Origin of the sequence: Streptomyces hokutonensis, from assembly GCF_000376565.1 — a bacterium.
GTDB lineage: Bacteria > Actinomycetota > Actinomycetes > Streptomycetales > Streptomycetaceae > Streptomyces > Streptomyces hokutonensis.
On record NZ_BARG01000017.1, the window covers coordinates 78,590 to 102,324 of the forward strand.

A 23,735-nucleotide genomic window follows, 5' to 3' on the forward strand; every position below is an offset into this window, starting at 1 on the left:
CCCTAGGTGAGGATTCTGTTGGTCAGCTGTGGGGTTGGCAAAGTGACACTTCGTCAAGTTCCTTGCAGGACACGGGACATGGCCACTGCCGATACCTGCCTCCGGCCGGCCCGATGGCTCGGGAGAGGATCGCGGGGTGAACGACTTCGACTTCCGCCGCGCCGAACCCGGCGAGTTCCCGCGCCTGGGCGCCGCGCTGGACACGGTCAACCGTGACTTCGCGGCGATCTTCCCGGACCGGGAGCCGCTGGTCCTGATGGTCTGGGGCGGGGACGAGGACCTCGGTGAGCAGGTCTACGTCGCGCTGTCCGACGGCACCTCACAGGGCAACGGCCTGTCCGAACCCGAGGAGGCCGGCGCCGATCCTCTGGTCCATGTCGCGGAGGCGGCGCAGGAGACCGTGGTCGAACTGCTCTGGCAGGCCTGGCCGGTGTGCCCGTTCCACAAGCTCGGTACGCATCCGCGTCCCGAGGGGACGACCGCCGACTGGGAGTACGGGGAGAGCTGGGGCCCGGGGGTGGTCTGGTGGTGCCGGGGCCGTCGCGGCGGTGACTGCCACGACCTCGCGCCGGTGGGCGAACTGGCCGGTGCCCTGCCCGGCAGGCAGCGGCGGGAGGCGCGGCGCAGGGAGCGGAAGCGGGGCAGGACCGGATGATGCCGCGGCCCCGCTTCACCCCACGTCAGGGAGCCAGGCGGCGTTCGGCCGAGACGGAGTAGGCGTGGCGGCGGAAGGTCACCATGGTGTCGTCGGAGAGGTCCACGCCGGGGGCGAGCCGGGTGGGGTCGAACACCTGCTGCTGCCAGTGGTCCTCGCGGGCCGAGCGGGCCGTGATGTGCAGCTGCCCGGCCGGGATCAGCGGCCGGTGCTCGGGCCAGGCCCGTGAGGGGTCGTGGGTCGGGTCGCCCGGCTCCGCGAACTGGAGGACCAGGGTGAAGGAGAGCGGTCCGGTCGTGAGCCGGGAGTCGAGGTCGCCGATGAGGAAGTCCGGGGCCAGCGTCTCGCCGTAGGCCGAATCCAGCTCCACTTCGCCGAGTTGGGGCACGAGCCGGTAGCGGAACGGCCGCCGCTCACCCGTCTCGTCCACCAACACGAAGGCGTGCAGGCCGTCGTAGCGGGCGGTGGCGAAACTGGCGGGCGCCTGCTGACCGGCGAAGGACTTCAACGCCCCCCGGCTCTCCGGGTGTTGGGCGAGCACGGTGGCGAACTTCCCGGCCGCCGCCAGCTTCCCCTTCGCCCGGTCGGCGAGCCCGCCCTCCGTGCCCGCCTTGCCCAGCGCCTCGACGAGGTCGATGAACCCCTCGGGATTGTGACTGGGAAAGACCCGGAAGGTGGCCGCCACCAGATCCATGACGCCCTTGCCGGCGTCGAGGAACTTCACGGCCATCCCGCGTACGCCGCGCACCCGGTCGTCGGCGTCGTAGCGGCCCGACCCGTTGGAGAACCGTACGACCGCCTCGGACTCGGCGGTCAGACAGGCGGCGGTCGTCCACTGCGAGACCTGCCCGCTGGGCACGAAGCGCGCGTCGTAGACGGCGCCGCGCGCGTGCAGCCGGCGGTCGTGCGGGCGCGGTGGCGCCGCGGCCTCGATCCGGTCGACGGCCTGTGCCGCGGTCATGCCGTCCTTGGTGACCGAGGAGTCCTGCGATGACTGAGCCATGCCCGCATCATCGCACCAGCGGCCCCCGCAACTCCGTTCCCGGCCGCCCCCACGGCGCCAGTTGGAGCACGCCGAACGCCGCCTCCACGGTGAGGAACAGCCACAGGAACCGGGGGGCACCCTGCGCGAGGGCGTACCCCTGCCAGGCGGTGAACAGCACACGCGCCACCCCGTCGAGCAGACCGTGCAGCGCCACCGGCCGGACGATCCGCAGCACGGCCCAGACGACCACCACCGACCCCAGCAGATTCGCGTACAGGGTCTGAACCGGGTCGAGTTCGGGCAGTCCGCCCAGCGCGTCGTGCACCAGCGCGTACGTCCACGGGGTCGCGAAGCCGGCCGTCACGACGAGGTCGTACCAGGCGCTGGCCCGTACGACCCGGAGATAGGAGGTGATCGTCATGCCGCCGACGCTAAACAGTGGAGTGCGGTCCAAGGTCAAGCCATCAGGTCATCATGTGGGCATGCGTATCGGGGAGTTGGCGACACGGGTGGGCCTGAGCAGGGACGCCCTCCGCTTCTACGAACAGGTGGGCATCCTGACGAGCGAGCGCCGGCCGAACGGCTACCGCGACTACCCGCCCGAGGCGGTCCCCTGGCTCGCATACGTCCGCACGGCCCAGGCCCTCGGCTTCACCCTGGCCGAAATCGCCCGGCACGGCGAGGAGTTGGCCGAGGCCCCGGACCAGGCGACGGCCCTGTCCGCCCTGTTCGCCGACAAGATCCGGATCATCGACACCCGCATGGCGGAACTGGCCGCCCTCCGCGCCGAGTTGACGGCCCGGGCCGGTACCGGATGTCCCCTGAGGCCTGCCCCTCGCGCCGGATGACCTGCTTAACCGGCGTGTTCGCCGTCGGCCTCAGGCCAGCGAGAGGAAGAGCTTTTCCAGGCGGGCGCGCATCTGTTCGCGGCTCTCGTCGGACGTGGCGTCGCCGTTGGCATCCGTCAGGCACTGCTGCAGACCGGTGGCGATGATGGCGAACCCGGCCCGGTCGAGCGCACGGGAGGCGGCGGACAGCTGTGTCACCACGTCCTCGCAGTCCCGCCCTTCCTCGATCATCCGGATCACCCCGGAGATCTGGCCCTGGGCCCTGCGCAGCCGGTTCAGCACGGATTTCAGCTCCGCACCCGCGAGTTCCAGATCCACCATCGCTCCTCACCGATACCCCTAGGGGTAATGTAACAAATCCGGCCATCACGCAGGAGACGGCCCAGGACCGGCCTCAGTCGTGCGAGAAGCGGATCGCGGGCAGCGCCCGGCGCAGCCAGGCCGGGGACCACCAGGCGGCCCGGCCGGTCAGGCGGAGCAGGACCGGGAGCAGGAGAAGCCGGATGAGGAAGGCGTCGAGCAGGACCGCGACACCGAGGACGATGCCCATTTCCTTGGGCGGCAGTGGATCGGCGAGCGCGAAGGTGAAGAACACGGCGACCATGACCGCGGCGGCCGCGAAGACGACCCGGCCGGAGTGGGCGAGCGCACCGACGACCGCCTGCTTCGGGTCGCCCGTCCTCTCGTGGTGCTCCTTGGCCGAGGAGAGCAGGAAGACCGTGTAGTCCATGGCGATGGCGAAGATCATCGCGAAGAAGAACACCGGCCCCCAGCCGTCGAGGAAGCCCTGTGGTTCGAAGCCGAGCAGGCCCGAGAGACGGCCGTCCTGGAAGACCAGCCTGGCGACGCCGAAGGCGGCGGCGGTCGCGAGCAGGTTCGTCAGTACGCCGACGGCGGCGACCAATGGGGCCTGGAGCGCGACCAGCAGCAGGAGGAATCCGAGAACCAGGATGACTCCGATGACCAGAGGCGCCTTGTCGTCGAGGGCCTGCTTGAGGTCGAGGTTCTCCACGGCCGCGCCGCCGACCAGCGCGTCGGCCGGGAGTTCCGTGCGCACCGTGCTGACGGTCCTCGTCAGCGAGAGGTCGGACGGGTCGACGGACGGCACGGCCTGGATGAGGTTCCACCCGGATCCGTCGGCCGCCCGCCGGGCCGGCAGGACGCCCGCGATGCCGTCGGCCGACTTGAGCGCCGTGAGTGCGGCGGCGACCGACGTGTCGGGTACGGCGACCTGGAGCATGCCCGGCGCACCCTTGCCGAAGCTCTTCTGCACCAGGGTGTAGCCCTGCCGTGAACTGTCGTTCGCGGGGACCACCTTGATGGACGGCATCGCCGTCTTCAGCCCGAACACCGGCACGGCCAGGGCGATGAGCACGGCCAGTGCGAGAGTTCCGAAACGCAGCGGCTGCCGCCACAGGCGCTCACCCCACGCACCGAAGCGCGGTGACTGCGTCCGGTCGGCGCGGGTGCGCGGCAGGGCCCACTTGTCGACGTTCGGCCCGAGCTCGGCGAGAACCGCGGGCAGCAGCGTGAGGGTGGCGGCGAGGACGAAGAGGACGGAGAGCATGATGCCGACCGCCATGGTCCGCACGGCGGGCGCGGGCACCAGCATGACCGCGGACAGGCTGACCAGCACGGTCAGTCCGGACAGCAGGACCGCCTTGCCCGCGGTGTCCATGGTCTCCTCGACGGCCCGCCGCGGGTCACGGCTGTGCGCCAGGGCCGCGCGGAACCGTATGACCAGGAACAGCGCGTAGTCGATGCCGAGCGCGAGCGCGAACATCAGGGCGAAGTCCATGGCCCAGATGGAGATCGGCGTGACATGGCTGATGAGGACGAGGGAGCCGACCGAGGCGGCCAGGCCCGCCATGGTGAGCAGCAACGGCAGTCCCGCCGCGATCAGCGAACCGAACGCCACGACCAGAACGGCGAGGGTCACCGGCCAGGACAGGATCTCCGCGTGGATCATCGCGTCGAGGTTGGCGGTGTTGAAGTCGCTCCACATCGTGGAGGATCCGGTGGCCCGCACGGTCACGTCGCCGGTCGACAGCTTGCGCAACGGCTCCTTGAGATCCTCCGCGGCCCGCACCATGTCGTCGGTGTCGCCCGCGGCTCCGCCCAGGACGACGGCGGTCCTGCCGTCACGGCTGATACTGGCGCCGGGCTGAGGCGGCACGACCTCGCTGATCCGGCCGTCGGCCTTCAGTTCCCTGGTGACCTCGGCGATGACCCGCCGCACCGAGGGATCGCCGACCTGATGACTCTTCGACGCCACGACCACCTGGATCGCCGAGGAACCGGTCCCGCCGAAGTGCTTCTCGGCCAGCTCCCGCACCTTCACCGACTCCGAGCCGTTGCTCTGCCAGCCCGCACCCGAGAGCACGGAGGTCACCTGCGGGGCGAACGCTCCGAGGACGGCGACGACCACCAGCCAGCCGACGAGTACGTGCTTGAAGTGTCCGGCGGTCCAGGCCCCGAGCCGACCCAGCGGGCCGACCCGGCCGGGCGGCGGGGGACCTCCTTCGGCGCTCCTGCCGGTGGTGTCGGTGACGGCTGCGGACATGGTTCCTCCTGTGCATTGATACCCCGGGGGGTATTGTGTGCTCAAGAGAGTACCCCCGGGGGTATCCAAGAGGGCAGACCGGTATACCCATAGGGGTATTACGGAAAGGGATCCGAGCCATGCGCTACGACCGCACCGTGCACGTCAGGACCGACTTCGCCACCACCGTCGCGGCGGTGCGTGAGGCTCTCGCCGAGCAGGGGTTCGGGATCCTCACCGAAATCGACGTCGCCGCCACGCTCAGGGCGAAGCTCGGTCAGGACATGGAGGACTACCTGATCCTCGGCGCCTGCAACCCGCCCCTGGCCCACCGGGCTCTTGAGATCGACCGCACCGTCGGACTGCTGCTGCCCTGCAATGTCGTCGTGCGCGGAGACGGCGAGGGGACCGTCGTCCAGGCGCTGGATCCCGACACGATGACCGCCTTCACCGGACTCGAGGCGCTGCGCCCCGTGGCGGAGGAGGCGGGACGCCGGCTCGACGCGGCTCTGGCGGCCCTCGAGCGACCCTGAAGGCGGAGAGGCGGGTGGGCTTCGGGTGACCCGGTCACCGACACCCGCAGCGGGCCCCGTCGGGGAAGACCGTGCGCGGAGGCCGACGTGTCGCGCACTGGTTGTCCCGTTTCCAACTGGCCCCACCGGTGCGATGATTGGCCGGTGCTCATAGCCCTGAACGTGCTGCTTTTCGCCACCGCCTTCTTCTGTCTCGCCGTGGGCATCACGGCCGTCGCGGCGCAGCGGGTGCTTCCCTGGCTGGCCGGCAAGGTGATCAGGCCTCGGCTGTGGGGTGCCGGATACATCCTGTTCGGCGTCGTCGTCCTGTACCACGCCGTGGTCGCGCTGGTGCATGTCGACCCGGACACCGAACTGGTGCTGACGGCCGTCACCACGGCGACGGCTCTCGGCGGCCTCGTGATGATGACGGTCGCCCAGCGGGCCGGCCGCGAAGCCCGACCGCTCGCGTAGCTCCGGGCAGAGCCTTCTCCTCACAGGTTCCCGACAAGAACGCTTCAGGTTCGGCATGGACCCTCATCCCCATGCATGGACACCGACCCCACACCCCCGCAGCCGAGCGCAGCCGCCGCTGGTTCATGAACAAGGCGCTGCTCGCCGGAGGCGTCGCCGCCATGGCGACCATGACCGGATGCTCCAACGACTCGTCGGACACGGCGAGTTCGTCCTCCGCCGCACAGTCCGGCGCCCCGAGCGGTATGCCCTCGGGCGGGCCCGGAGCCGGTGGGGGAGGGGGCGGCGGTGGCATGGGGCCCGGGGTCTCCCAGGTGAAGTACAAGGACGTGAAGGGGGTCACCGCCGACGGCAACGTCGTCGACGACCTGTTCGCGATCCACTCGACCGGAGTCTCCACGGACGGACTGGTCAAGGCCGCGCAGGCCTTCCTCGACGGGCTCTCCGCGAAGGAGCGTAAGTCCTGCACCTTCGACGTCGACGCCGACGAGTGGACGGCCTGGAGCAACGTCGACGGCTACGCCCGCAAGGGCGTCCGCATGGGCGACCTCACGGAGAAGAAGCGCAACCTCGGCTACTCCCTGCTCGGCGTCGCCCTCTCCGCCGACGGGCTCACCCAGACCCGCAACATCATGAAGCTCAACCAGTTCCTCGGCGACTCCAACGGCGGCAACCAGAAGACCCTGACCGAGGGCCACTACTTCTTCACCTTCATGGGCACCCCGTCGACCACCAAGCCGTGGGGCTTCCAGTACGAGGGCCACCATGTCGCCATCAACTACTTCGTGCTCGGCGACCAGGTCGTGATGACCCCGACCTTCATGGGTTCCGAGCCGACCACGGCCACGTACAAGGGCGAGAAGATCAGCCTGTTCCGGCCGGAGACGACGGCCGGCCTGGCGATGATCCGCTCCCTCACCAAGGCCCAGCTCGCCAAGGCGGTCTCCTCGCAGGCCAACGGCAACGAGGACATGAAGGCCGGGGCGGGTTCGGACAACCTCAAGCTCGCCTACGAGGGCCTGCGCGGCTCCGAACTCACCGCCGCCCAGCGGAAGAAGCTGCTGGCCGTGGCCCAGGTGTACATCGGCTACATCAACGAGGGGCACGCCGAGGTCAAGATGACCGAGGTCGAGAAGCACCTCGACGACACGTACTTCTACTGGATGGGCGAGACGAAGGACGACTCCGCCTTCTACTACCGCATCCACAGCCCGGTCGTGCTCATCGAGTACGACGCCCAGGCCCCGCTCTTCTACCACGAGGCGTCCTCGGCCGGCCCGAGCGCCAGTGCCAGTGCCAGCGCGAGCTCCAACGCCGGCGGCCCTCCCGGCGGCGGCATGGGCGGCGGCACCCCGTCCCAGGAGCACATCCACACCATCATCCGCACTCCCAACGGCGGCGACTACGGCGTGGACCTGCTGAGGCTGCACCTGGAGAACGACCACTGACGACAACAGCCAGTGACATATGCCCTATTGGGCCTTAAGGGCTATTTAGTCATTATGAATTCCTCATCGCCGCGATCTTGCTGATATGAAACCCCTTGGCCGAAAAAGCAAGATCAGGGGTGTTTGTGGGGAAACGATTCGACTCCGGGACGCGGACCGGGGTGGTGATCGTCGGGGCGGGCCCGGCGGGGCTGGTCCTGGGGAACCTGCTCCTGGACCAGGGCATCGACTGCGTGATCCTGGAACGGCGCGGACGCGAGGCGGTGGAGGGGCGGGCCAGAGCAGGCTTCCTGGCCGCCCACTCCGTCCGCGTACTCGCCCGACACGGCCTGGACACCGGCCTGTTGGCAAGAGGCCGTACACATCGCACCTGCCTCTTCCGCAGCGAGCAGGGTGAATTCACCCTCGACTACGGGGAGTTGGGGCGCGGCGAGGTCCACACGGTCTACCCCCAGCAGGAGTTGGTACGGGACCTGCTCGCCGAGTACCTCCGACGCGGCGGCGAGATCCGCTTCGGCACGGAGGCCGAGGAGATCTCCGAGGGCCGGGTGCGGATGCGCGACGGTTCGGAGGTCACCGGACGCTATGTCGCCGGCTGCGACGGACACCGGGGAGTGGGCCGCGCCGCCCTCGCGGCACTGGGCACCCGGACGGCCCGCCGGGACCACGGGGTGAGCTGGCTGGCGGTCCTGGCCGAGGCCCCGCCCAGCCTCGCGGCCGTCGGCTACGCCCTGCACGCACGGGGATTCGCCGGCCACATGGCCCGTACGGCGACCGTCACCCGCTACTACCTCCAGTGCCCGCGCGGCACCGATGCCGCCGACTGGAGCGAGGACCGCATCTGGACCGAGCTGGAAATCCGGCTCAGGACCGACGAGTTCGGCGCGCTGAAGCAGGGGCCCGTCCTGGAGAAGACGGTCGTCGATCTGCGCTCCGACGTACTGGACCGGCCGGGCACCGGACGACTCTGGCTGGCGGGTGACGCCGCCGGACTCATCAGCCCCTCCGCCGCCAAGGGCGCCAACCTCGCCGTACTCCAGGCGGAACGGCTCGCCGAGGCGTTCGCGCGGGTGCTCACCCGCGACGACGACAGCGGTCTCGCCCGCTACGCCGCCGACTGCCTGCCCCGCGTCTGGCGGGCCCACGAGTTCTCCCACTGGATGAGCACACTCCTGCACGGCCCGACCGCCGAGGACGCCGAGGCCCGCTACGGCCGCGCGCTCCAGTACGCCCGCCTCGACAGCCTGCGCACCTCCCGCACGCACCAGGACTTCTTCGCCGAGAACTACACCGGCATCTGACCCTCCCCACGATCATCGGGACCCCACATGAACCTCCCCGTCGTACAGGCGCGCCTTGCCGAGGCCGACGTACACCGCATCCGGCGCGCGGCGGCCTACGTCGAGGCCCACGACACGGACACCGTCCTGGCCGAACTGCTCCCGGACCTCACCCCGGCCGAACGGGCCGACGTGGCCCGCCACTTGGTCTTCGACCACACCGCGGTCCTGGTCTTCCCCGACTCCCTCGACGGCCTCTGCGAGGAACTCCGCCGCCAGGGCTTCGAACCCGGCTCCGTCACCCCGAGCGTCGTGGTCCGCGAACGCCTCGCCCGCCGCTACGGCCCCACCCTCGCCGAGACCCCGGTCGCCATCGTGCACGTCACGGCAGGCACCCGCAGCGTGGAGATCTTCGCGCTCCCCGTCCCCCCGGACTCCCCGCTGGAGGCGGTGGCGGCAGACGAACGCGCCGCCGAGCACGAGTCCCACCACGCCTTTGCGGTCACGGCCCCCGGCCCGGTGGTCCCCGCAGGCCTGCGGCTCCTCCTCCAGGAGCGGGGCGGCGCGGTCCCCGACGGCGGCGGCTACAACGGCCACGAGAACGTCACCGTCCTCTACCACCGCACCCGAACCCACCGCCGCTTCGAACTCCGCCTCCCCGGCCGCCACACCCCGCTCCCCGACCCCACGACCTCACTCCTCGGCGTCATGACGGGAGCCTGGGCCACCCAAGCGGTGGCCACGATGGCCGAGTTGGGCATCGCCGACCACCTGACCGCCCACCCGGGCACGGACGCCGACACCCTGGCCCACCTCACGGCCACCCACCCGGAGGCCCTGCGCCGCCTGCTGCGCTACCTGACCTCCCTGGGCCTGCTCACCTCGTCCGACGGCACATACCACCTCACCGCCACGGGCCAACCCCTGCGCACAGGAACGGAGTTCAGCCTCCACCCCCTGGCACGCCTCTACGCGGGCCCGTTCTACGACTCCTTCGCCGGCCTGACCCACTCCGTACGCACCGGCGAGGAAGCCTTCGCCCACCGCTACGGCCAGCACCACTTCCCGTACTTCGCCCAACACCCGGAACTCGGCGACCTGTTCCACCGAGCGATGGCGGCGAGCGCGGAGATGTTCGCCCCGGTGCCGACCCTGATCGACTTCTCGGCCGCACGACGCGTGGTCGACGTGGGCGGCGGAAACGGCGCCCTGCTGTCCCGACTCCTGCGCACCCACGCCCACTTGGAGGGCGTACTCCTGGAACGCCCCGAGGCCCTGGAAGCGGCCCGCCCCCAGCTCCCCGAACGCTGCACCTTCGTACCGGGCGACTTCACCGAGTCCGTACCGGCCGGCGGCGACATCTACCTCCTGTCCCGAGTCCTCCACGACTGGGACGACGACCGCTGCCTGACCATCCTCGACAACTGCGCCAACGCAATGCGCCCGGGAGCCCGACTACTGGTAGTGGAACGCCTGTTGCCGACTCCGACGGCGGTGGCATGGGACATCCACATGCTGTGCAACGTGGGGGGACGGGAGAGGGACGAGGACCACTACCGCGTACTACTGGAGAAGACAGGCTTCGAGGTAGAGGGATGCCACGCCTTGCCGCTAGGGGCGTCACTACTAAACGCGGTGCGGGCAACTCCCTAGGGGTGCGGGGAACTGCGCGACCAGCCACAGCGCACCCGCACCCGCACCCGCACCCGGCAACGAGACCTAACCGGCCTGCCCCATCCCCGCAGCATTGGGCCAACTCTGCGCATTGGGCCACCCGGTGGCGGGCGCAGGCGCAAGATTCTGCATCCCATTAGGACTCGTAGCCCCCCGCACCTGCGCGGCCGTAAGCCCATTACGCGCAGGCACACCAGTAGGCGTAGGCCCTTGAGGAGCCGGCGCAGGCACACCGTACGGCTGCTGCTGAGGCTGCTGCATGACCGGCATCTGCTGCGACACCTGAGCCAACTGCTCCGGCATCTGCGCAACAGGCTGCATCGGCATCTGAGGAGCCTGCGCCGCGGCCACCATCGGCTGGTACTGCGGCTGCTGTTGAGGCTGGGGCTGCGGTACGGGCACTGGCACAGGCTGCGGCTGAGGCACCGCGGCCGCAGCCGCCGGTGCCTGCATGGGCACGGGCTGCGGCTGCATCTGGGTGATCGCGGCGGGCATCTGCATGCCCGCACCGTTGGTCGCGCCGACAAGGCGGTCCACGGCCGCCGTACCCGAGCTGTAGCTGGTCCCTGTGCTCAGCTCGGGTACGGCGGCTCCCCTCCTGGTCCCGTAGAGCACCTGTTCCAGGCCGGACACCAGGCGACGCACGTCCACCTGGGGGCGCACCACGAGGCGCAGGAAGCGGCTGGACGAACCGATCTTGTTGCCGCACTCGCGGACCAGGATGCGGTGCTCGGTGAGCATCCGGTCCCGGACCACGGTCCCCTCGGCGCCCACGGGAAGGCGTACGAAGAGGAAGTTGCCCTGCGACGGATAGACCGTCAGACCGGGCAGCGCGGAGAGATGGCTCGCCATGTCGAGTCGGTCGCGGCGCACCTGCTGGAGGCTCTGCGCGTACTCCGCGCCGTGCTCCTTGAGGATGAACACCACGTGTTCGGCGAAGGCGTTGAGGTTCCACTTGGGCAGCATCGAGCGGACGCGCCCGGCGAGTGCGGGGTTGGCGACGAGGTAGCCGAACCGTATGCCGTGCAGGCCGAAGTTCTTGCCGAGGCTGCGCAGGACGACCACGTTGGGGCGGAGCATCGCCTCTTGCACGACGCTGGGTTCGACCTCCGCGTCGGCGAACTCGAGGAACGACTCGTCGATGACGATGAGGTCCAGGTCGGCCATCGCGTCCATGAACTGGACGAGCGCCTGCTTGTGGAGGAAGCCGCCGTCGGGGTTGTTCGGGTTGCAGATGACGGCGACCTTGGTGTTGCGCTTGCGGATGAACTCGGCGTACTGCGCGAGGTCCAGGGCGAAGCCGTTGGACTCCTGGAGCGGGAACATGTCGACCCGCTTGCCGGTCTCCATGGGCTGGTCGGTCCAGCGGCCGAAGGTGGGGACGGGGATGGCGAGCGACTCGCGGACCAGCAAGTGGTCGATCCAGGTGATCAGTTCGGTGGAACCGTTGCCCATCGCGACGCAGCTCGGCGGGAGTTGGAGCAGATTGCAGAGCTCGGCCGTGATGGTGTCGGCGCTGCTCGGGTAGTACGTGATGATCTCGCGCAGCCGGGCCGCCATCTGGTCGAACATGGCGGGCGTGGGGAAGTACGGGTTGCACGGGATACAGAAGTCCACGGGGCCTGTGCCGTCGCTCTCACGCGCCAGCGCTGCCATCGACGGGCTGTGCGCCGCCGTACTGCGGAACAGCGAGGTGACGTTGGAGTCGGCCAATGGAACCTCCGTATGAAGGCGGGCCCGGCGGGGACGACCGGGCCCGTCGTCTTGGGTGGCCCGCGCGGGGGAGCACGGGCCACCCTTGAATACGGAGACGAGAGTGGCGCTGTTCAACGGATGTGAAATTAGTGTGAGTTCGGGAACCCCTGGCCCGAGTCTCGCGTCACCTAGTGGATGGTCACGCGCTGAACGTGTGGATCGTCGACGTCTTGTACGTCTGACCCGGCCTCAGCACTGTCGTCGGGAAGTTCGCGTGGTTCGGCGAGTCCGGGAAGTGCTGGGTCTCCAGGCAGAGCGCGTCGCCCTGGCGGTAGGTGTGGCCGCCGGTGCCGGTCAGGGTGCCGTCGAGGAAGTTGCCGGAGTAGAACTGCAGCCCCGGCTGGTCGGTGGCGATCTTCAGGGTGCGGCCTGAGCGCGGGTCGTGCAGGGTCGCCGCGTGCTCGGGCTTCGCGGTGATGCCCTTGTCGAGGACCCAGTTGTGGTCGTACCCCTTGGCCTGCACCTGCTGGACGTGCGCCGCCCGGATGTCACGCCCGATCGGCTTCGTCTTGCGGAAGTCGAAGGGGGTGGCGGAGACCTTGGCCAGCTCGCCCGTGGGGATCAGCCCCGAGTCGGTGGGCGTGTAGCGGGAGGCGGGGATCGTGAGCTGGTGGTTCTCGATCGTGCCGCTGCCCTCGCCGGCGAGGTTCCAGTAGACGTGGCTGGTCAGGTTGACGACCGTGGCCTTGTCGGTGGTGGCCTCGTAGTCGATGCGCCAGTCGCCGTGCTTGTTGAGCGTGTACGTCACCTTCACCTTGAGGGTGCCCGGGTAGCCCATCTCGCCGTCGACGCTGGTGTAGTAGAGGTGCAGGCCGACGTCCGAGCCGGCGGTGAAGCCCTCCACGTCCCAGATGTGCTTGTCGAAGCCCTGGGTGCCGCCGTGCAGGCTGTTGACCCCGTCGTTGACGGAGAGCTGGTAGCTCTTGCCGTCGAGGGTGAACTGGCCCTTGGCGATGCGGTTGCCGTAGCGGCCGATGAGCGCGCCGAAGTACGGGGTCTTCGCCACGTAGTCGGCGATGTTGTCGAAGCCCAGGGAGACGTTGGCGTACTTGCCGTGCCGGTCCGGGAGTTCCAGGGACTGGACGACTCCGCCCCACGACAGCACCTTGAGCCGGGTGCCGCCGTTCTCCAGCGACCAGCGGTAGACCTTGCTGCCGTCGGCGAGCGTGCCGAAGAGTTCCTTCACGGGCTTTCTGCCTCCCGAGGCCGCCTGCGCCGTACCTGTACCGAGGGTGCTCGCGGCGATGCCTGCTGCCGCGGCGCCTGCAATGACCGTGCGTCTGTTCAGTTCCATTGAGCGGCTCCTGCACATGGAAGGGGCCCCGCCGTGCTGTGCGAACGACAGACGTGCGGGGCCCGGGCTGAAGTTACGATCCGGACTTGCGTTTGTTCCACACGTCGAAGCCGACCGCGGTCAGCAGGGCGAGGCCCTTGATGACCTGCTGCCAGTCGGTGCCGACGCTGAGGAGGTTCATGCCGTTGTTCAGCACGCCGAGGACGAGACCGCCGATGATGGCACCGAGGACGGTGCCGACACCGCCGCTCATGGAGGCGCCGCCGATGAACGAGGAGGCGATGGCCTCCAGTTCGAAACCGTCGCCCGCCTTCGGCGAGGCCGCGTTGAGGCGGGCGGTGATGACCAGCCCCGCCAGGGCCGCGAGCACGCCCATGTTCAGGAACACCTGGAAGGTGACGCGCTTGTCCTTGACGCCGGACAGCTTCGCGGCCGGCAGATTGCCGCCGATCGCGTAGATGTGGCGGCCGAAGACGGTGTTGCGCATCACGTAGCCGTAACCGGCCACCAGGACACCGAGGATGATCAGGATGATCGGCGCGCCGTCGTAGCTGGCGAGCAGCAGGGTCAGCCAGAGGATCGCGGCGACGATCGCGACGAGCTTGAGCAGGAACAGCTTGGTCGGCGGTACGTCGAGCGAGAACTCCTGCTGCCGGCGCCGGTCGCGGAACTCCTGCCACACCACCGCGGCGATCATCACGAGGCCCAGCAGCAGCGTGATGTTGTGGTAGTTGGTGTTCGGGCCGACCGCGGGCAGGAAGCCGTTGCCGATCTTCTGCAGGCCGCCCGGGAAGGGGCCGAGCGTCTGGCCCTGGAGGAGAATCTCCGTGAGGCCGCGGAAGAGCAGCATGCCGGCGAGGGTGACGATGAAGGACGGTATGCCCGCGTAGGCGATCAACAGCCCCTGTACCGAGCCCGCCACGGCGCCCATCAGCAGGCACAGCACCAGCGCGACCGGCCACGGGACCTGGTGATTGACCATCAGGACCGCCGCGAAGGCGCCCACGAACGCGGTCAGTGAACCGACCGACAGGTCGATGTGCCCGGCGATGATGACGAGCATCATGCCGATCGCGAGGATCAGGATGTAGCTGTTCTGCAGCACCAGGTTGGAGACGTTGCGCGGCAGCAGCAGGTCCCCGCCGGTCCAGATCTCGAAGAGGATCACGATCAGGCCGAGGGCGATCAGCATGCCGTACTGCCGCATGTTGCGCCGCAGTCCGTCCAGCACCAGCCGCAACAGGCCGCCGCCCGCGCCCGATCCGTCCTTGCCCGGCGGTGCCGCGGCCGGGATCTTGTCGGTGACGTCCGTGCTCATCGCGTTACCTCTTTGTCCTTCGTCATCTGGCGCATCAGCACTTCCTGCGTGGCCTCGGCCCGGGGCACCTCACCGGTCAGCCGGCCCGCCGCCATCGTGTAGATGCGGTCGCACATGCCGAGCAGCTCCGGCAGTTCGGAGGAGATGAAGACCACCGCCTTGCCCTCGGCGGCGAGTTGGTCGATGACCGTGTAGATCTCGTACTTGGCGCCCACGTCGATGCCGCGCGTGGGCTCGTCCAGGATCAGCACCTCGGGACCCGCGAAGATCCACTTGCTGAGGACGACCTTCTGCTGGTTGCCGCCGGACAGCTTGCCCACCGGCTCGAAGACGGTCGGCGCCTTGATGTTCATCGAGGTGCGGAACCGCTCGGCGACCTGCCGCTCCTCCTGCTCGTCGACCACACCGCGCTTGGCGACCTTGCCCAGGGCGGCCAGCGAGATGTTCCGGTTGATCGTGTCGATGAGGTTCAGGCCGTAGTGCTTACGGTCCTCCGTGACATAGGCGATGCCGTGTCCGACCGCCTCCGCGACGGACTTGGTGCGGATCTCCTGGCCGTCCTTGAGGACCGTGCCGCCGGCGAAGCGGCCGTAGGAGCGCCCGAAGACGCTCATGGCGAGTTCGGTGCGGCCGGCGCCCATGAGTCCGGCGATGCCGACGATCTCGCCCCTGCGCACATTTATTGACACATCGTCAACTACCTTGCGCTGCTGGTCGATCGGATGGAACACGGTCCAGTCGCGGATCTCCAGCGCGGGCGCCGCCTCGGGCTTGCCCTCGTACGGGGTGCGCTCGGGGAAGCGGTGGTCGAGGTCGCGGCCGACCATGCCGGAGATGATCCGCTCCTCGGTCGTCTCCGGCGCCTTCACGTCGAGCGTCTCGATCGAGCGGCCGTCGCGCAGGATCGTCACCGAGTCGGCGACCCTGCGGATCTCGTTCAGCTTGTGGGAGATGATGATCGAGGTGATGCCCTGCTTCTTCAACTCCAGGATGAGATCCAGGAGTTTGCCGCTGTCCTCGTCGTTCAGAGCCGCCGTCGGCTCGTCCAGGATGAGCAGCTTCACCTTCTTCGACAGCGCCTTCGCGATCTCCACCAGCTGCTGCTTGCCCACGCCGATGTCGGCGACGCGGGTCTCCGGGTGGTCGCTCAGACCCACCCGGCGCAGCAGTTCGGTGCCGTGCCGCAGGGTCTCGTTCCAGTTGATGAGCCCGCGCGTCGCGTGCTCGTTGCCGAGGAAGATGTTCTCGGCGATCGACAGGAACGGCACCAGCGCCAGTTCCTGGTGGATGATGACGATGCCTCGGTGCTCGCTCGCCCGGATGTCGCGGAAGCGGCACTCCTCCCCTTCGAAGAGGATGTCGCCCGAGTAACTGCCGTGCGGATGGACGCCGGAGAGCACCTTCATCAAGGTGGACTTCCCGGCGCCGTTCTCACCGCAGATGGCATGGACCTCGCCCTGACGGACCGTCAGAGTGACGTCCGAGAGCGCTTTGACACCGGGAAAGGTCTTGACGATCGAGCGCATTTCCAGGACGGGTCCCGCCATGGTCGTGCCTTCCAATCAAGTGTGGGGTCGGGTAACTGGCCGCGGAATTACTTGAGTTGCGCGTCCGTGTAGTACCCGCCCTTGACCAGCACGTCCTCGTAGTTGGACTTGTCCACGCTCACCGGCTGCAGCAGATAGGCCGGGACGACCTTGGTGCCGTTGTCGTAGGTCTTGGTGTCGTTGGTCTGCGGCGTCTTGCCGTTGAGCACGTCGTCGATCATCGTGTCCGCGACCTTGGCGAGCTCACGGGTGTCCTTGTAGACGGTCTGCGTCTGCTCACCCGCGATGATCGACTTCACCGACGCCAGCTCGGCGTCCTGGCCGGTGATGACCGGCAGCGGCTTGCTGGCCGAGCCGTAGCCGTCCGACTTCAGCGCGGACAGGATGCCGATGGAGATGCCGTCGTAGGGCGAGAGCACCGCGTCGACCCGGCCGGTCTTGTACGAGCCGGTGAGGATGTCCTCCATACGGTTCTGCGCCTTGGTGCCGTCCCAGCGCAGGGTCGTCACCTTGTTGAGCTCGGTCTGGCCGGACTTGACGACCAGCTTCTTCTGGTCGATGTACGGCTGGAGCACGCTCATCGCGCCGTTGAAGAAGTACTTGGTGTTGTTGTCGTCGTTCGAGCCGGCGAACAGCTCGATGTTGAACGGGCCGTTCTTGCCGCTGTCCAGGCCGAGCTTCTTGATGAGGTACGTGCCCTGGAGCACGCCGACCTTCGTGTTGTCGAAGGAGGCGTAGTAGTCGACGTTCTTCGTGCCGAGGATCAGGCGGTCGTAGGCGATGACCGGGATCTTCGCGGACGCGGCTTCCTGGAGCACGTTGTTCAGGGACTTGTTGTCGATCGCCGCGATGATCAGGCCCTTGACGCCCTGGGTGATCATGTTCTCGATCTGGGAGACCTGGGTGTCCGGGTCGTCCTCGCCGTAGACCAGCTTGGTCTTGTAGCCCTTGGACTTGAGGTCCTTGACCATGTTGTCGCCGTCGGAGATCCAGCGCGCGGAGGACTTCGTCGGCATCGCGATGCCGATCGTGCCGCCCTTGGCGCTGGTCTCCTTCTCCTTGCTGCCGCCCGAGCCACTCTGTCCACAGGCGGACAGGGACAGCGCGAGGGTGGCGGCGCCGGCTATGAGGGGGAGGGCGCGACTTCTGCGGATGCGCATGTGAACTGGCCTCATTCTTCTCGTCGTTGAGAGGTGCAGCGAGTGTGTGGGGGTGGTGCGGTCGAGTTGTGTGTGCGGGGCGGTGGGGGCTGGCCGCGCAGTTCCCCGCGCCCCTGGATGCTGGGTGGTGTTCAAGAGGCGCGGGTGGTGCGGGCTTCGGTGGTGCCGGTTGTGTTGTGTGGTGCGGCCCGGTGGGGGCCGGCCGCGCAGTTCCCCGCGCCCCTTAAACGCACGGTGTTTTAGAGGGGCGCGGGGAACTGCGCGACCAGCCCCCACGCACCCGCGGCCCCCGACGGTCAGGCCGTGGCACTCTCTGCGGGGAAGCGGTTGAGAGCGCCCGGCAACCTGGAACCCAGGGGAGCCATGTCGCCCTCCGCGCCGTGCCGGGCGAGGAGGTCGAGAGCCAGCCGCCCTCGCCGTACTCGCTCGCGCGCCGTGTCGAGGGTGACGTCACGGAGGTGGGTGCCCCACGGGTAGATACCGGGGGCCTTGGAGAGGCCGAACTTCAGGTACAGAGGGGCCCCGCGGCGGATCAGCTCCGCGACCTCGTACATCCGGATGTAGCCACCGAGGTCGTCCGGCGCCTCGATGTACATGTCCATGGGGGCGGCCGAGACGCGCCGGATCTCGGTGAGGTGATCGAGTGTCAGATCGCTGGGCACATTCAACGAGTCCGCGCCCAGCTGCTCGTAGACCGCGTACGCGGCCGGGTTGACCGGCCCGATCAGCGCCGACACCTTGAGCGTCGTGTCCGTCGGGATGATCCCGGCGACCCGCGCCCGGTGCAGCGTCCACAGCACCCCCTCGTCGGCGACGAGCAGGCACTTGACGCCCAACTCCGTTGCCCGCACGGCGTCTTCGATGCACCCGGCGACCGCGTCGTGCCCCCGGGCGCGCAGACCCCCGCCGCGCGAGTCGGAGCGGACCGAGCCACCGATGTCCCAGGTCCCGCGCGGACCCGTGAACAGGCAGAGCTCGATGTCGCGTTCGGCCGTCGCCTCGACCATCTCGGTGATCTCGGAGTCGGTCAGCATCCACACGCCGCTGCCCTGGCTGATCCGGTGGATCGGCACGTCGAGGCGCGAGGACTCCTTGAGGATGACCGCCAGCGCCTCGGGACCCTCGCAGGAGGGGATCTCGGTGCGCCAGCGACCGCCGCCGGGGAACGTGTGCGGCGAGGCGTCGGCGGGGTCGAGGGCGGGCGCGCCCAGGCCGAGCGCGGAGAGCGCCTGCTCCCCGGGCCTGCGGGCTGCCGTCGCGGTGTCGGTCACTGGCTGTCCTTCGTGTTCGGTATTTCGGACGCGGTTCGCGGCTCGGGGTAGAGAAAAACTGTGGTGGTACGTCGGCACGGAGTGGTCAGGACACCCCGTGCCGACGTACGGCTGGGGGTTTCCTACGGCCGCAGCAGCACCTTGCCGACCTTGGGATCGCCGGACCCCACCAGCTCGATGGCCTGCGGGAACTCGGCGAGCGGAAGCTCATGGGTGACCAGGGGAAGCGGATCGAGCAACCCCGCCCCGAACACCCGCACCGTGTGCGCCCAGGCGTCCGGCGGTGCCCCGAAGACGGTGTGCACCTCCAGCTGCCGTACGACGAGATCGGTCGGGTCGAGACCCTCCGCGCCCGGCGCGGGGATCCCCGTCAGGACCAGGCGTCCGCCGCGCCTCAGCAGCGCGGCGGCCGTACGGGCCGCGTCCGCCGAGCCGGCGGTCTCGATCACCACGTCGAAGTCGTCGGGGAGCGGTTCGTTCTTGGTACGGAAGTCCGTGGCGCCGAACTGCTCGGAGAGGGCCGCGCGGTCCGGGCGGGAGCCCACGACCAGGAGTTCGGCCGGGGAGTTCGCCTTGAGGAACTGGATCGCGAACATGCCGAGCGTTCCGGTGCCGACCACGGCCACCCGCTCACCCGGCCGCGCGTTCGCCTTCAGCGCCGCCGCCGCGATGCAGGCCGCCGGCTCCAGCAGCGCCGCCGCAGTCAAGTCGGCCTCGTCCGGGAGGACATGGAGCAGCCGGGCGGGGAGCGTGAGGGTGGTGGCCATCGCGCCGGGCTGGGTGAAGCCCGTCTCCTCGTAGCCCGCCGAGCACAACGTCGTCTCGCCCGCGTGACACCGGTCGCACACCTGGCAGTTGCGGAAACCCTCGCCAACGACCTTGCGGCCGACCAGACTTGACGGCACCCCGGCGCCGACCGCCTCCACCGTGCCGGACCACTCGTGGCCCGGCGTGAGGGGGTAACGGACGTAACCCTCGGGCCTGTTGCCCTGGTACACCTCGCGGTCGCTGCCGCAGATGCCGACCGCGTGGACGCGCACGAGCGCCTCGCCCGCGTCCGGCTGCCGGGGCTCGTGCGAGACCAGGCTGTGCTCGCCCGGTCCCGCGACGACGACCGCGGTGCTCACTTCGAGCCCTTCGGCTTGCGCTGCTCCCAGCCGTCCGCCCAGAGGTCGAACCGGGCCTGCTGCTGCGGGAATTCGGCCGCCGCGTCGACGTCCAGCTCGACGCCGAGACCGGGCGCGTCGGAGAGGTGGAAGTAGCCGTCGATCACCTGCGGGGCACCCTTGACGACCTTCTTGATCTCCGCGTCCGCGAAGTCGTTGAAGTGCTCCAGGATCTTGAAGTTCGGGGTGGAGAAGCCGACTTGGAGCGAGGCGGCGGTCAGCACCGGCCCGCCGACGTTGTGCGGGGCGACGAGGACGTAGTGCGCCTCGGCGGTCGCGGCCAGCTTCCGGGTCTCCCAGATGCCGCCGATGTGGCCGACGTCGGGCTGGATGATGTCGACGGCCTGGCTCTCGAACAGCTCGCGGAACTCGACGCGGTCGTGGATGCGTTCACCCGTGGCGACCGGGATGTCCACCTTCGCGGCGACCTTCTCCAGCGCCTTCAGGTTCTCCGGGGGGCAGGGTTCTTCCAGCCAGGCCGGCTTGAAGGGTGCGAGCTCGTGCGCCAGCCGTACCGCGGTGGACGGCGAGAAGCGGCCGTGCATCTCCAGCATCAGCTCGGCGTCCGGACCGATCGCGTCCCGTACGGCCTCGATGAGCGAGACGGCGTACAGAGTCTGCTCGTGGTCGAGTTCGAAGTGTCCGGTCCCGAACGGGTCGATCTTCAGCGCCTTGTAACCGCGCTCCATGACCCCCTGGGCGGCCTTGTGATAGGCCTCCGGGGTCCGCTCGGTGGTGTACCAGCCGTTCGCGTACGCCTTCACCTTGTCGGTGACCTTGCCGCCGAGCAGCTGCCACACCGGCACACCGAGGGCCTTGCCCTTGATGTCCCAGCAGGCCATCTCGATGACGGCGATGCCGGACATGACGATTTCGCCCGCACGGCCGTAGTCGCCGTACTTCATCCGGCGCACGAGGTCTTCCACGGCGAACGGGTCGGAACCGAGAATGTGGTTTGCCTCGGCCTCGCGCAGGTAACCGATCAGCGCGTCGGTGTGGCCCAGCATCCGGGTCTCGCCGACGCCTGTGACGCCCTCGTCGGTGTGCACTTGGACGTACGTCAGATTGCGCCATGGCGTCCCGACCACGTGCGTGCTGATTCCCGTGATGCGCACGGCAGATGCCCCCTGTGCTCTTCGGTGCTGTTCGAAATTTCGGCTCACGTTCGAAATGCTGGGCAGACAGTAAGGACGGCGGGGCTGGGGTGTCAATGGGTCGAACAAGTAACGGTTTCGGCACGGGGTCGATCGAAGATCCGGGCGGGCGACCGGTTCCTTGCACAATTTTCACAGCCGTGACTATGAACGTTACCTGTGGGGAACTTAGTCTTCGGGCGTCATGGACTACTGCCACCCCTGCGGCCGGCACCTGAACGGCGCCCTCGCGTGCCCGGGGTGCGGCGCGTCCGCCGAAAAGCCCGTCGTATCAACTCCTGCCTACGATGCGGGGGTTGACGTGCGTTCGCAAACGGACGGCGGGGGCGACCGAGCCTCCGACTCCGGCGAGTCGGACGAGGAGCCCGGCGGCGAACACGAGGGGCGGGCCGCACGGCGGAAGAACCGCGGGCGGCGTGACAGCGACGCCGACACCGACACCGAGGAACCGGACGCGCCAAGCGCGAGTCGTCGCGATCGCAAGGCCGCCGCGCATCGTCGGCGGCGGCGCCGGGTGCTGCTGGTCACGGCCGGGTTCGTACTCGCGGCCGGCGGGCTGAGCCTGGCCGAGCTGGGTACCGACGCGCCGTTCTCGACCTCGAAACCCGCGACGCCGGGCGACGCGTCGGCGGAAGGTGCGGCGTCCTCGGAGGCGAGCGGTACGGCCGAGCCCTTGGGCGACACGAAGACCGCGGGGGCGGGTGCGAGTTCGGCGTCTCCGGATGCGTCGGCTTCTCGGTCGGCTTCGCCTTCGGAGTCCGGGAAGGGGACGAAGAGTCCGTCCGCGTCGTTGAAGCCGACGACCGCTGCCGGTAACACGTCCCCCACGTCGACCTCCACGACGGATCCGACGACCACTCCGACCTCGGAGCCCTCGTCCTCGGAACCGAGTCCCACGCCGTCGCCTTCGGAGACGTGCAAACAGATCCTGTGGTGGTGCTCCTGAGCCGTTCGGCTTGGGCATCCAGGCCTGAACGGTCAGATTTCCAGCATCCGTCGTAGCAGGCCTCGGAGTGCCAGTCTTTCGTCGTCCGACAGCCCGGCGAGTGGTTCTCGGGCGAAGCGCAGCGATTCGCGCAGGCTACGGGCCACCCGGCGCCCCTCGTCCGTCGCCGCCGCCAGCTTCACCCGCCGGTCGGCGGGATCCGGGCGGCGCTCCACCAGGCCCCGCGTCTCCAGCCTGTCCACGATCCCGGTGACGTTCGACGGCTCGCACTTCAGCTTCTGCGCCAGCTTGCGCATCGGCAGCGGCTCGAGCGACAGCAGGCTCAGCAGCCGCGCCTGTGCGCCGGTCAGCGAGTGGTCGCCCGCCGCCTCCTCGTAGTCCTCGTAGAACCGCGCCACGACATCGCCGATCAGCTCGACGACCTCCAGGGTCACGGGGTCGGCGCGGCGCGTCTTGTCGGAGCGCGTCTCGGAGCGCGTCTTTTCGGGTGTGGACATGCGCTCCAGCGTACCCCGTTACTTGACATCATGAAATATTCAGAGGCATGGTTGTTTCAGGTACTGAAGTATTTGAGGCTCCCCGCACGGAGTGCACGGAGACACGAAGAAAGGCGCTTGTGATGATCAACCGCGAATGGCACCTGCTCAGCCGTCCGGTCGGCTGGCCGAAGCCCGAGGACTTCGCCCTGGTGGAGACCGAGACCCGTACCCCGGGCGAGGGCCAGGTGCTGGTGCGGAACAAGTACCTCTCCGTCGACCCGTACATGCGCGGCCGCATGAGCGCCGCCAAGTCGTACGTCGCCCCGTTCGAGCTCGGCAAGGTCATGCAGGGCGGCGCGGTCGGCGAGGTCGTCGAGTCCAACGCCGAGGGGTTCGCCGCCGGCGACCACGTACTGCACTTCGGCGGCTGGCGCGAGTACGCGACCATCGACACCAAGGGCGCCGTCAAGGTCGACCCCGACCTCGCCCCGCTCTCCACCTACCTCGGCGTCCTCGGCATGACCGGCCTCACCGCCTACGCCGGGCTCCTGCGCACCGCCTCCTTCAAGGAGGGCGACTCGGTCTTCGTCTCCGGTGCGGCTGGTGCCGTCGGCAGCCAGGTCGGGCAGATCGCCAAGCTCAAGGGGGCGTCTCGGGTCATCGGGTCCGCCGGGTCCGACGAGAAGGTGAAGCTGTTGGTCGAGGAGTACGGGTTCGACGCTGCCTTCAACTACAAGAACGGGCCGGTGAGCCAGCAGCTGCGCGAGGCTGCTCCGGGTGGTGTCGATGTGTACTTCGACAACGTCGGGGGCGACCATCTCGAGGCCGCGATCGGTTCGTTGAACGAGCGTGGGCGCATTGCCATTTGCGGCATGATCTCCGTCTACAACAGCACCGAGCCGGCTCCCGGGCCGAAGAACCTCGGGCGGCTCATCCAGACCCGGGGGCGCATCGAGGGCTTCCTCGTCGGCGACCACTACGACCTTCAGCCGGAGTTCGTCCGGGAGGTCGGCGCTTGGGTGGCTTCCGGGGAGTTGAAGTACCGGGAGACCGTCGTCGAGGGGATCGAGAACAACCTTGAGGCGTTCCTGGGGCAGCTGCGGGGGGAGAACACGGGGAAGATGATCGTCAAGCTTTGAGCGGGTGGTGTTGGTGGGCGCCTGCGGAGGTGGGTCGGTGTTGGTGGGCGCCTGCGGAGGTGGGCCGGTGTTGGGTAGGCGCCCGCGC

22 protein-coding genes are annotated in these 23,735 nt (G+C 68.9%); 9 read left to right on the forward strand and 13 right to left on the reverse strand.

From position 1 onward, the window contains the following. The first annotated feature begins 136 nt into the window (after positions 1–136). Entirely contained in the window at positions 137–655 is a 519-nt protein-coding gene (locus SSP08S_RS55000) for a hypothetical protein (RefSeq protein ID WP_019067057.1), read from the forward strand. A gap of 25 nt (positions 656–680) precedes the next feature. Here the strand turns inward: SSP08S_RS55000 and SSP08S_RS08020 are convergent, their stop codons facing one another. Beyond that, complete coding sequence (locus SSP08S_RS08020; protein ID WP_019067058.1) at positions 681–1,658, reverse strand: catalase; 978 nt, start codon at positions 1,656–1,658, stop codon at positions 681–683. A gap of 7 nt (positions 1,659–1,665) precedes the next feature. Continuing rightward, positions 1,666–2,061, reverse strand: a complete 396-nt coding sequence (locus SSP08S_RS08025; protein ID WP_019067059.1) for a hypothetical protein — start codon at positions 2,059–2,061, stop codon at positions 1,666–1,668. A gap of 61 nt (positions 2,062–2,122) precedes the next feature. On the opposite strand from SSP08S_RS08025, the gene SSP08S_RS08030 reads away from it, so the two are divergent. Next, on the forward strand, positions 2,123–2,488 hold the full coding sequence (locus SSP08S_RS08030) for a MerR family transcriptional regulator (protein ID WP_026178286.1): 366 nt from the start codon (positions 2,123–2,125) through the stop codon (positions 2,486–2,488). Positions 2,489–2,518: 30 nt separating this feature from the next. Here the strand turns inward: SSP08S_RS08030 and SSP08S_RS08035 are convergent, their stop codons facing one another. Both SSP08S_RS08035 and SSP08S_RS08040 read right to left on the reverse strand, forming a co-directional pair. Next, positions 2,519–2,806, reverse strand: a complete 288-nt coding sequence (locus tag SSP08S_RS08035) for a metal-sensitive transcriptional regulator (protein ID WP_026178287.1) — start codon at positions 2,804–2,806, stop codon at positions 2,519–2,521. 76 nt (positions 2,807–2,882) lie between these two features. Further along, complete coding sequence (locus tag SSP08S_RS08040) at positions 2,883–5,051, reverse strand: MMPL family transporter (protein WP_019067062.1); 2,169 nt, start codon at positions 5,049–5,051, stop codon at positions 2,883–2,885. A gap of 119 nt (positions 5,052–5,170) precedes the next feature. On the opposite strand from SSP08S_RS08040, the gene SSP08S_RS08045 reads away from it, so the two are divergent. From SSP08S_RS08045 to SSP08S_RS08065, 5 genes are all read left to right on the forward strand, one after another. Continuing rightward, positions 5,171–5,563, forward strand: coding sequence for a DUF302 domain-containing protein (locus tag SSP08S_RS08045; protein WP_019067063.1), 393 nt, complete (start codon positions 5,171–5,173; stop codon positions 5,561–5,563). Between the two features lie 144 nt (positions 5,564–5,707). Then, positions 5,708–6,016: a hypothetical protein gene (locus tag SSP08S_RS08050; protein ID WP_019067064.1), complete on the forward strand. Its 309-nt coding sequence runs from the start codon at positions 5,708–5,710 to the stop codon at positions 6,014–6,016. Positions 6,017–6,087: 71 nt separating this feature from the next. After that, positions 6,088–7,464 carry a DUF3500 domain-containing protein gene (locus SSP08S_RS08055; RefSeq protein WP_019067065.1) on the forward strand — a complete coding sequence of 459 codons (1,377 nt, stop codon included), beginning with the start codon at positions 6,088–6,090 and terminating at the stop codon, positions 7,462–7,464. A gap of 125 nt (positions 7,465–7,589) precedes the next feature. After that, complete coding sequence (locus SSP08S_RS08060) at positions 7,590–8,765, forward strand: 4-hydroxybenzoate 3-monooxygenase (RefSeq protein ID WP_102133301.1); 1,176 nt, start codon at positions 7,590–7,592, stop codon at positions 8,763–8,765. A 27-nt stretch (positions 8,766–8,792) separates the two neighbouring features. Next, the gene (locus tag SSP08S_RS08065; protein WP_019067067.1) at positions 8,793–10,397 is read left to right on the forward strand and encodes a methyltransferase; all 1,605 of its coding nucleotides are present in this window, start codon (positions 8,793–8,795) and stop codon (positions 10,395–10,397) included. Positions 10,398–10,463: 66 nt separating this feature from the next. Here SSP08S_RS08065 and SSP08S_RS08070 read toward each other — a convergent pair whose 3' ends face one another. The 8 genes from SSP08S_RS08070 to SSP08S_RS08105 form a co-directional block, all read right to left on the reverse strand. Beyond that, positions 10,464–12,131, reverse strand: coding sequence for a pyridoxal phosphate-dependent aminotransferase (locus SSP08S_RS08070; RefSeq protein ID WP_019067068.1), 1,668 nt, complete (start codon positions 12,129–12,131; stop codon positions 10,464–10,466). Between the two features lie 181 nt (positions 12,132–12,312). Continuing rightward, complete coding sequence (locus SSP08S_RS08075) at positions 12,313–13,467, reverse strand: aldose epimerase family protein (RefSeq protein ID WP_019067069.1); 1,155 nt, start codon at positions 13,465–13,467, stop codon at positions 12,313–12,315. 73 nt (positions 13,468–13,540) lie between these two features. Continuing rightward, positions 13,541–14,785: a multiple monosaccharide ABC transporter permease gene (mmsB, locus tag SSP08S_RS08080; protein ID WP_019067070.1), complete on the reverse strand. Its 1,245-nt coding sequence runs from the start codon at positions 14,783–14,785 to the stop codon at positions 13,541–13,543. Further along, positions 14,782–16,332, reverse strand: a complete 1,551-nt coding sequence (gene mmsA, locus SSP08S_RS08085) for a multiple monosaccharide ABC transporter ATP-binding protein (protein ID WP_019067071.1) — start codon at positions 16,330–16,332, stop codon at positions 14,782–14,784. The genes mmsB and mmsA overlap by 4 nt, the downstream gene beginning before the upstream one ends. Positions 16,333–16,379: 47 nt before the next feature. Next, on the reverse strand, positions 16,380–17,492 hold the full coding sequence (chvE, locus tag SSP08S_RS08090; protein WP_019067072.1) for a multiple monosaccharide ABC transporter substrate-binding protein: 1,113 nt from the start codon (positions 17,490–17,492) through the stop codon (positions 16,380–16,382). A 296-nt stretch (positions 17,493–17,788) separates the two neighbouring features. Beyond that, entirely contained in the window at positions 17,789–18,763 is a 975-nt protein-coding gene (locus SSP08S_RS08095) for a hypothetical protein (protein WP_019067073.1), read from the reverse strand. 122 nt (positions 18,764–18,885) lie between these two features. Next, positions 18,886–19,890 carry a zinc-dependent alcohol dehydrogenase gene (locus SSP08S_RS08100; RefSeq protein ID WP_019067074.1) on the reverse strand — a complete coding sequence of 335 codons (1,005 nt, stop codon included), beginning with the start codon at positions 19,888–19,890 and terminating at the stop codon, positions 18,886–18,888. After that, positions 19,887–21,044, reverse strand: a complete 1,158-nt coding sequence (locus SSP08S_RS08105) for a mandelate racemase/muconate lactonizing enzyme family protein (protein WP_019067075.1) — start codon at positions 21,042–21,044, stop codon at positions 19,887–19,889. The genes SSP08S_RS08100 and SSP08S_RS08105 overlap by 4 nt, the downstream gene beginning before the upstream one ends. Before the next feature lie 223 nt (positions 21,045–21,267). Here SSP08S_RS08105 and SSP08S_RS64770 point away from each other — a divergent pair, with 223 nt between their 5' ends. Beyond that, positions 21,268–22,029: an SCO2400 family protein gene (locus SSP08S_RS64770; RefSeq protein ID WP_078532370.1), complete on the forward strand. Its 762-nt coding sequence runs from the start codon at positions 21,268–21,270 to the stop codon at positions 22,027–22,029. A 32-nt stretch (positions 22,030–22,061) separates the two neighbouring features. On the opposite strand, the gene SSP08S_RS08115 is transcribed toward SSP08S_RS64770, so the two are convergent. Further along, complete coding sequence (locus SSP08S_RS08115) at positions 22,062–22,526, reverse strand: MarR family winged helix-turn-helix transcriptional regulator (RefSeq protein ID WP_019067077.1); 465 nt, start codon at positions 22,524–22,526, stop codon at positions 22,062–22,064. 122 nt (positions 22,527–22,648) lie between these two features. On the opposite strand from SSP08S_RS08115, the gene SSP08S_RS08120 reads away from it, so the two are divergent. After that, positions 22,649–23,647: an NADP-dependent oxidoreductase gene (locus SSP08S_RS08120; protein ID WP_019067078.1), complete on the forward strand. Its 999-nt coding sequence runs from the start codon at positions 22,649–22,651 to the stop codon at positions 23,645–23,647. Positions 23,648–23,735 lie beyond the last annotated feature (88 nt).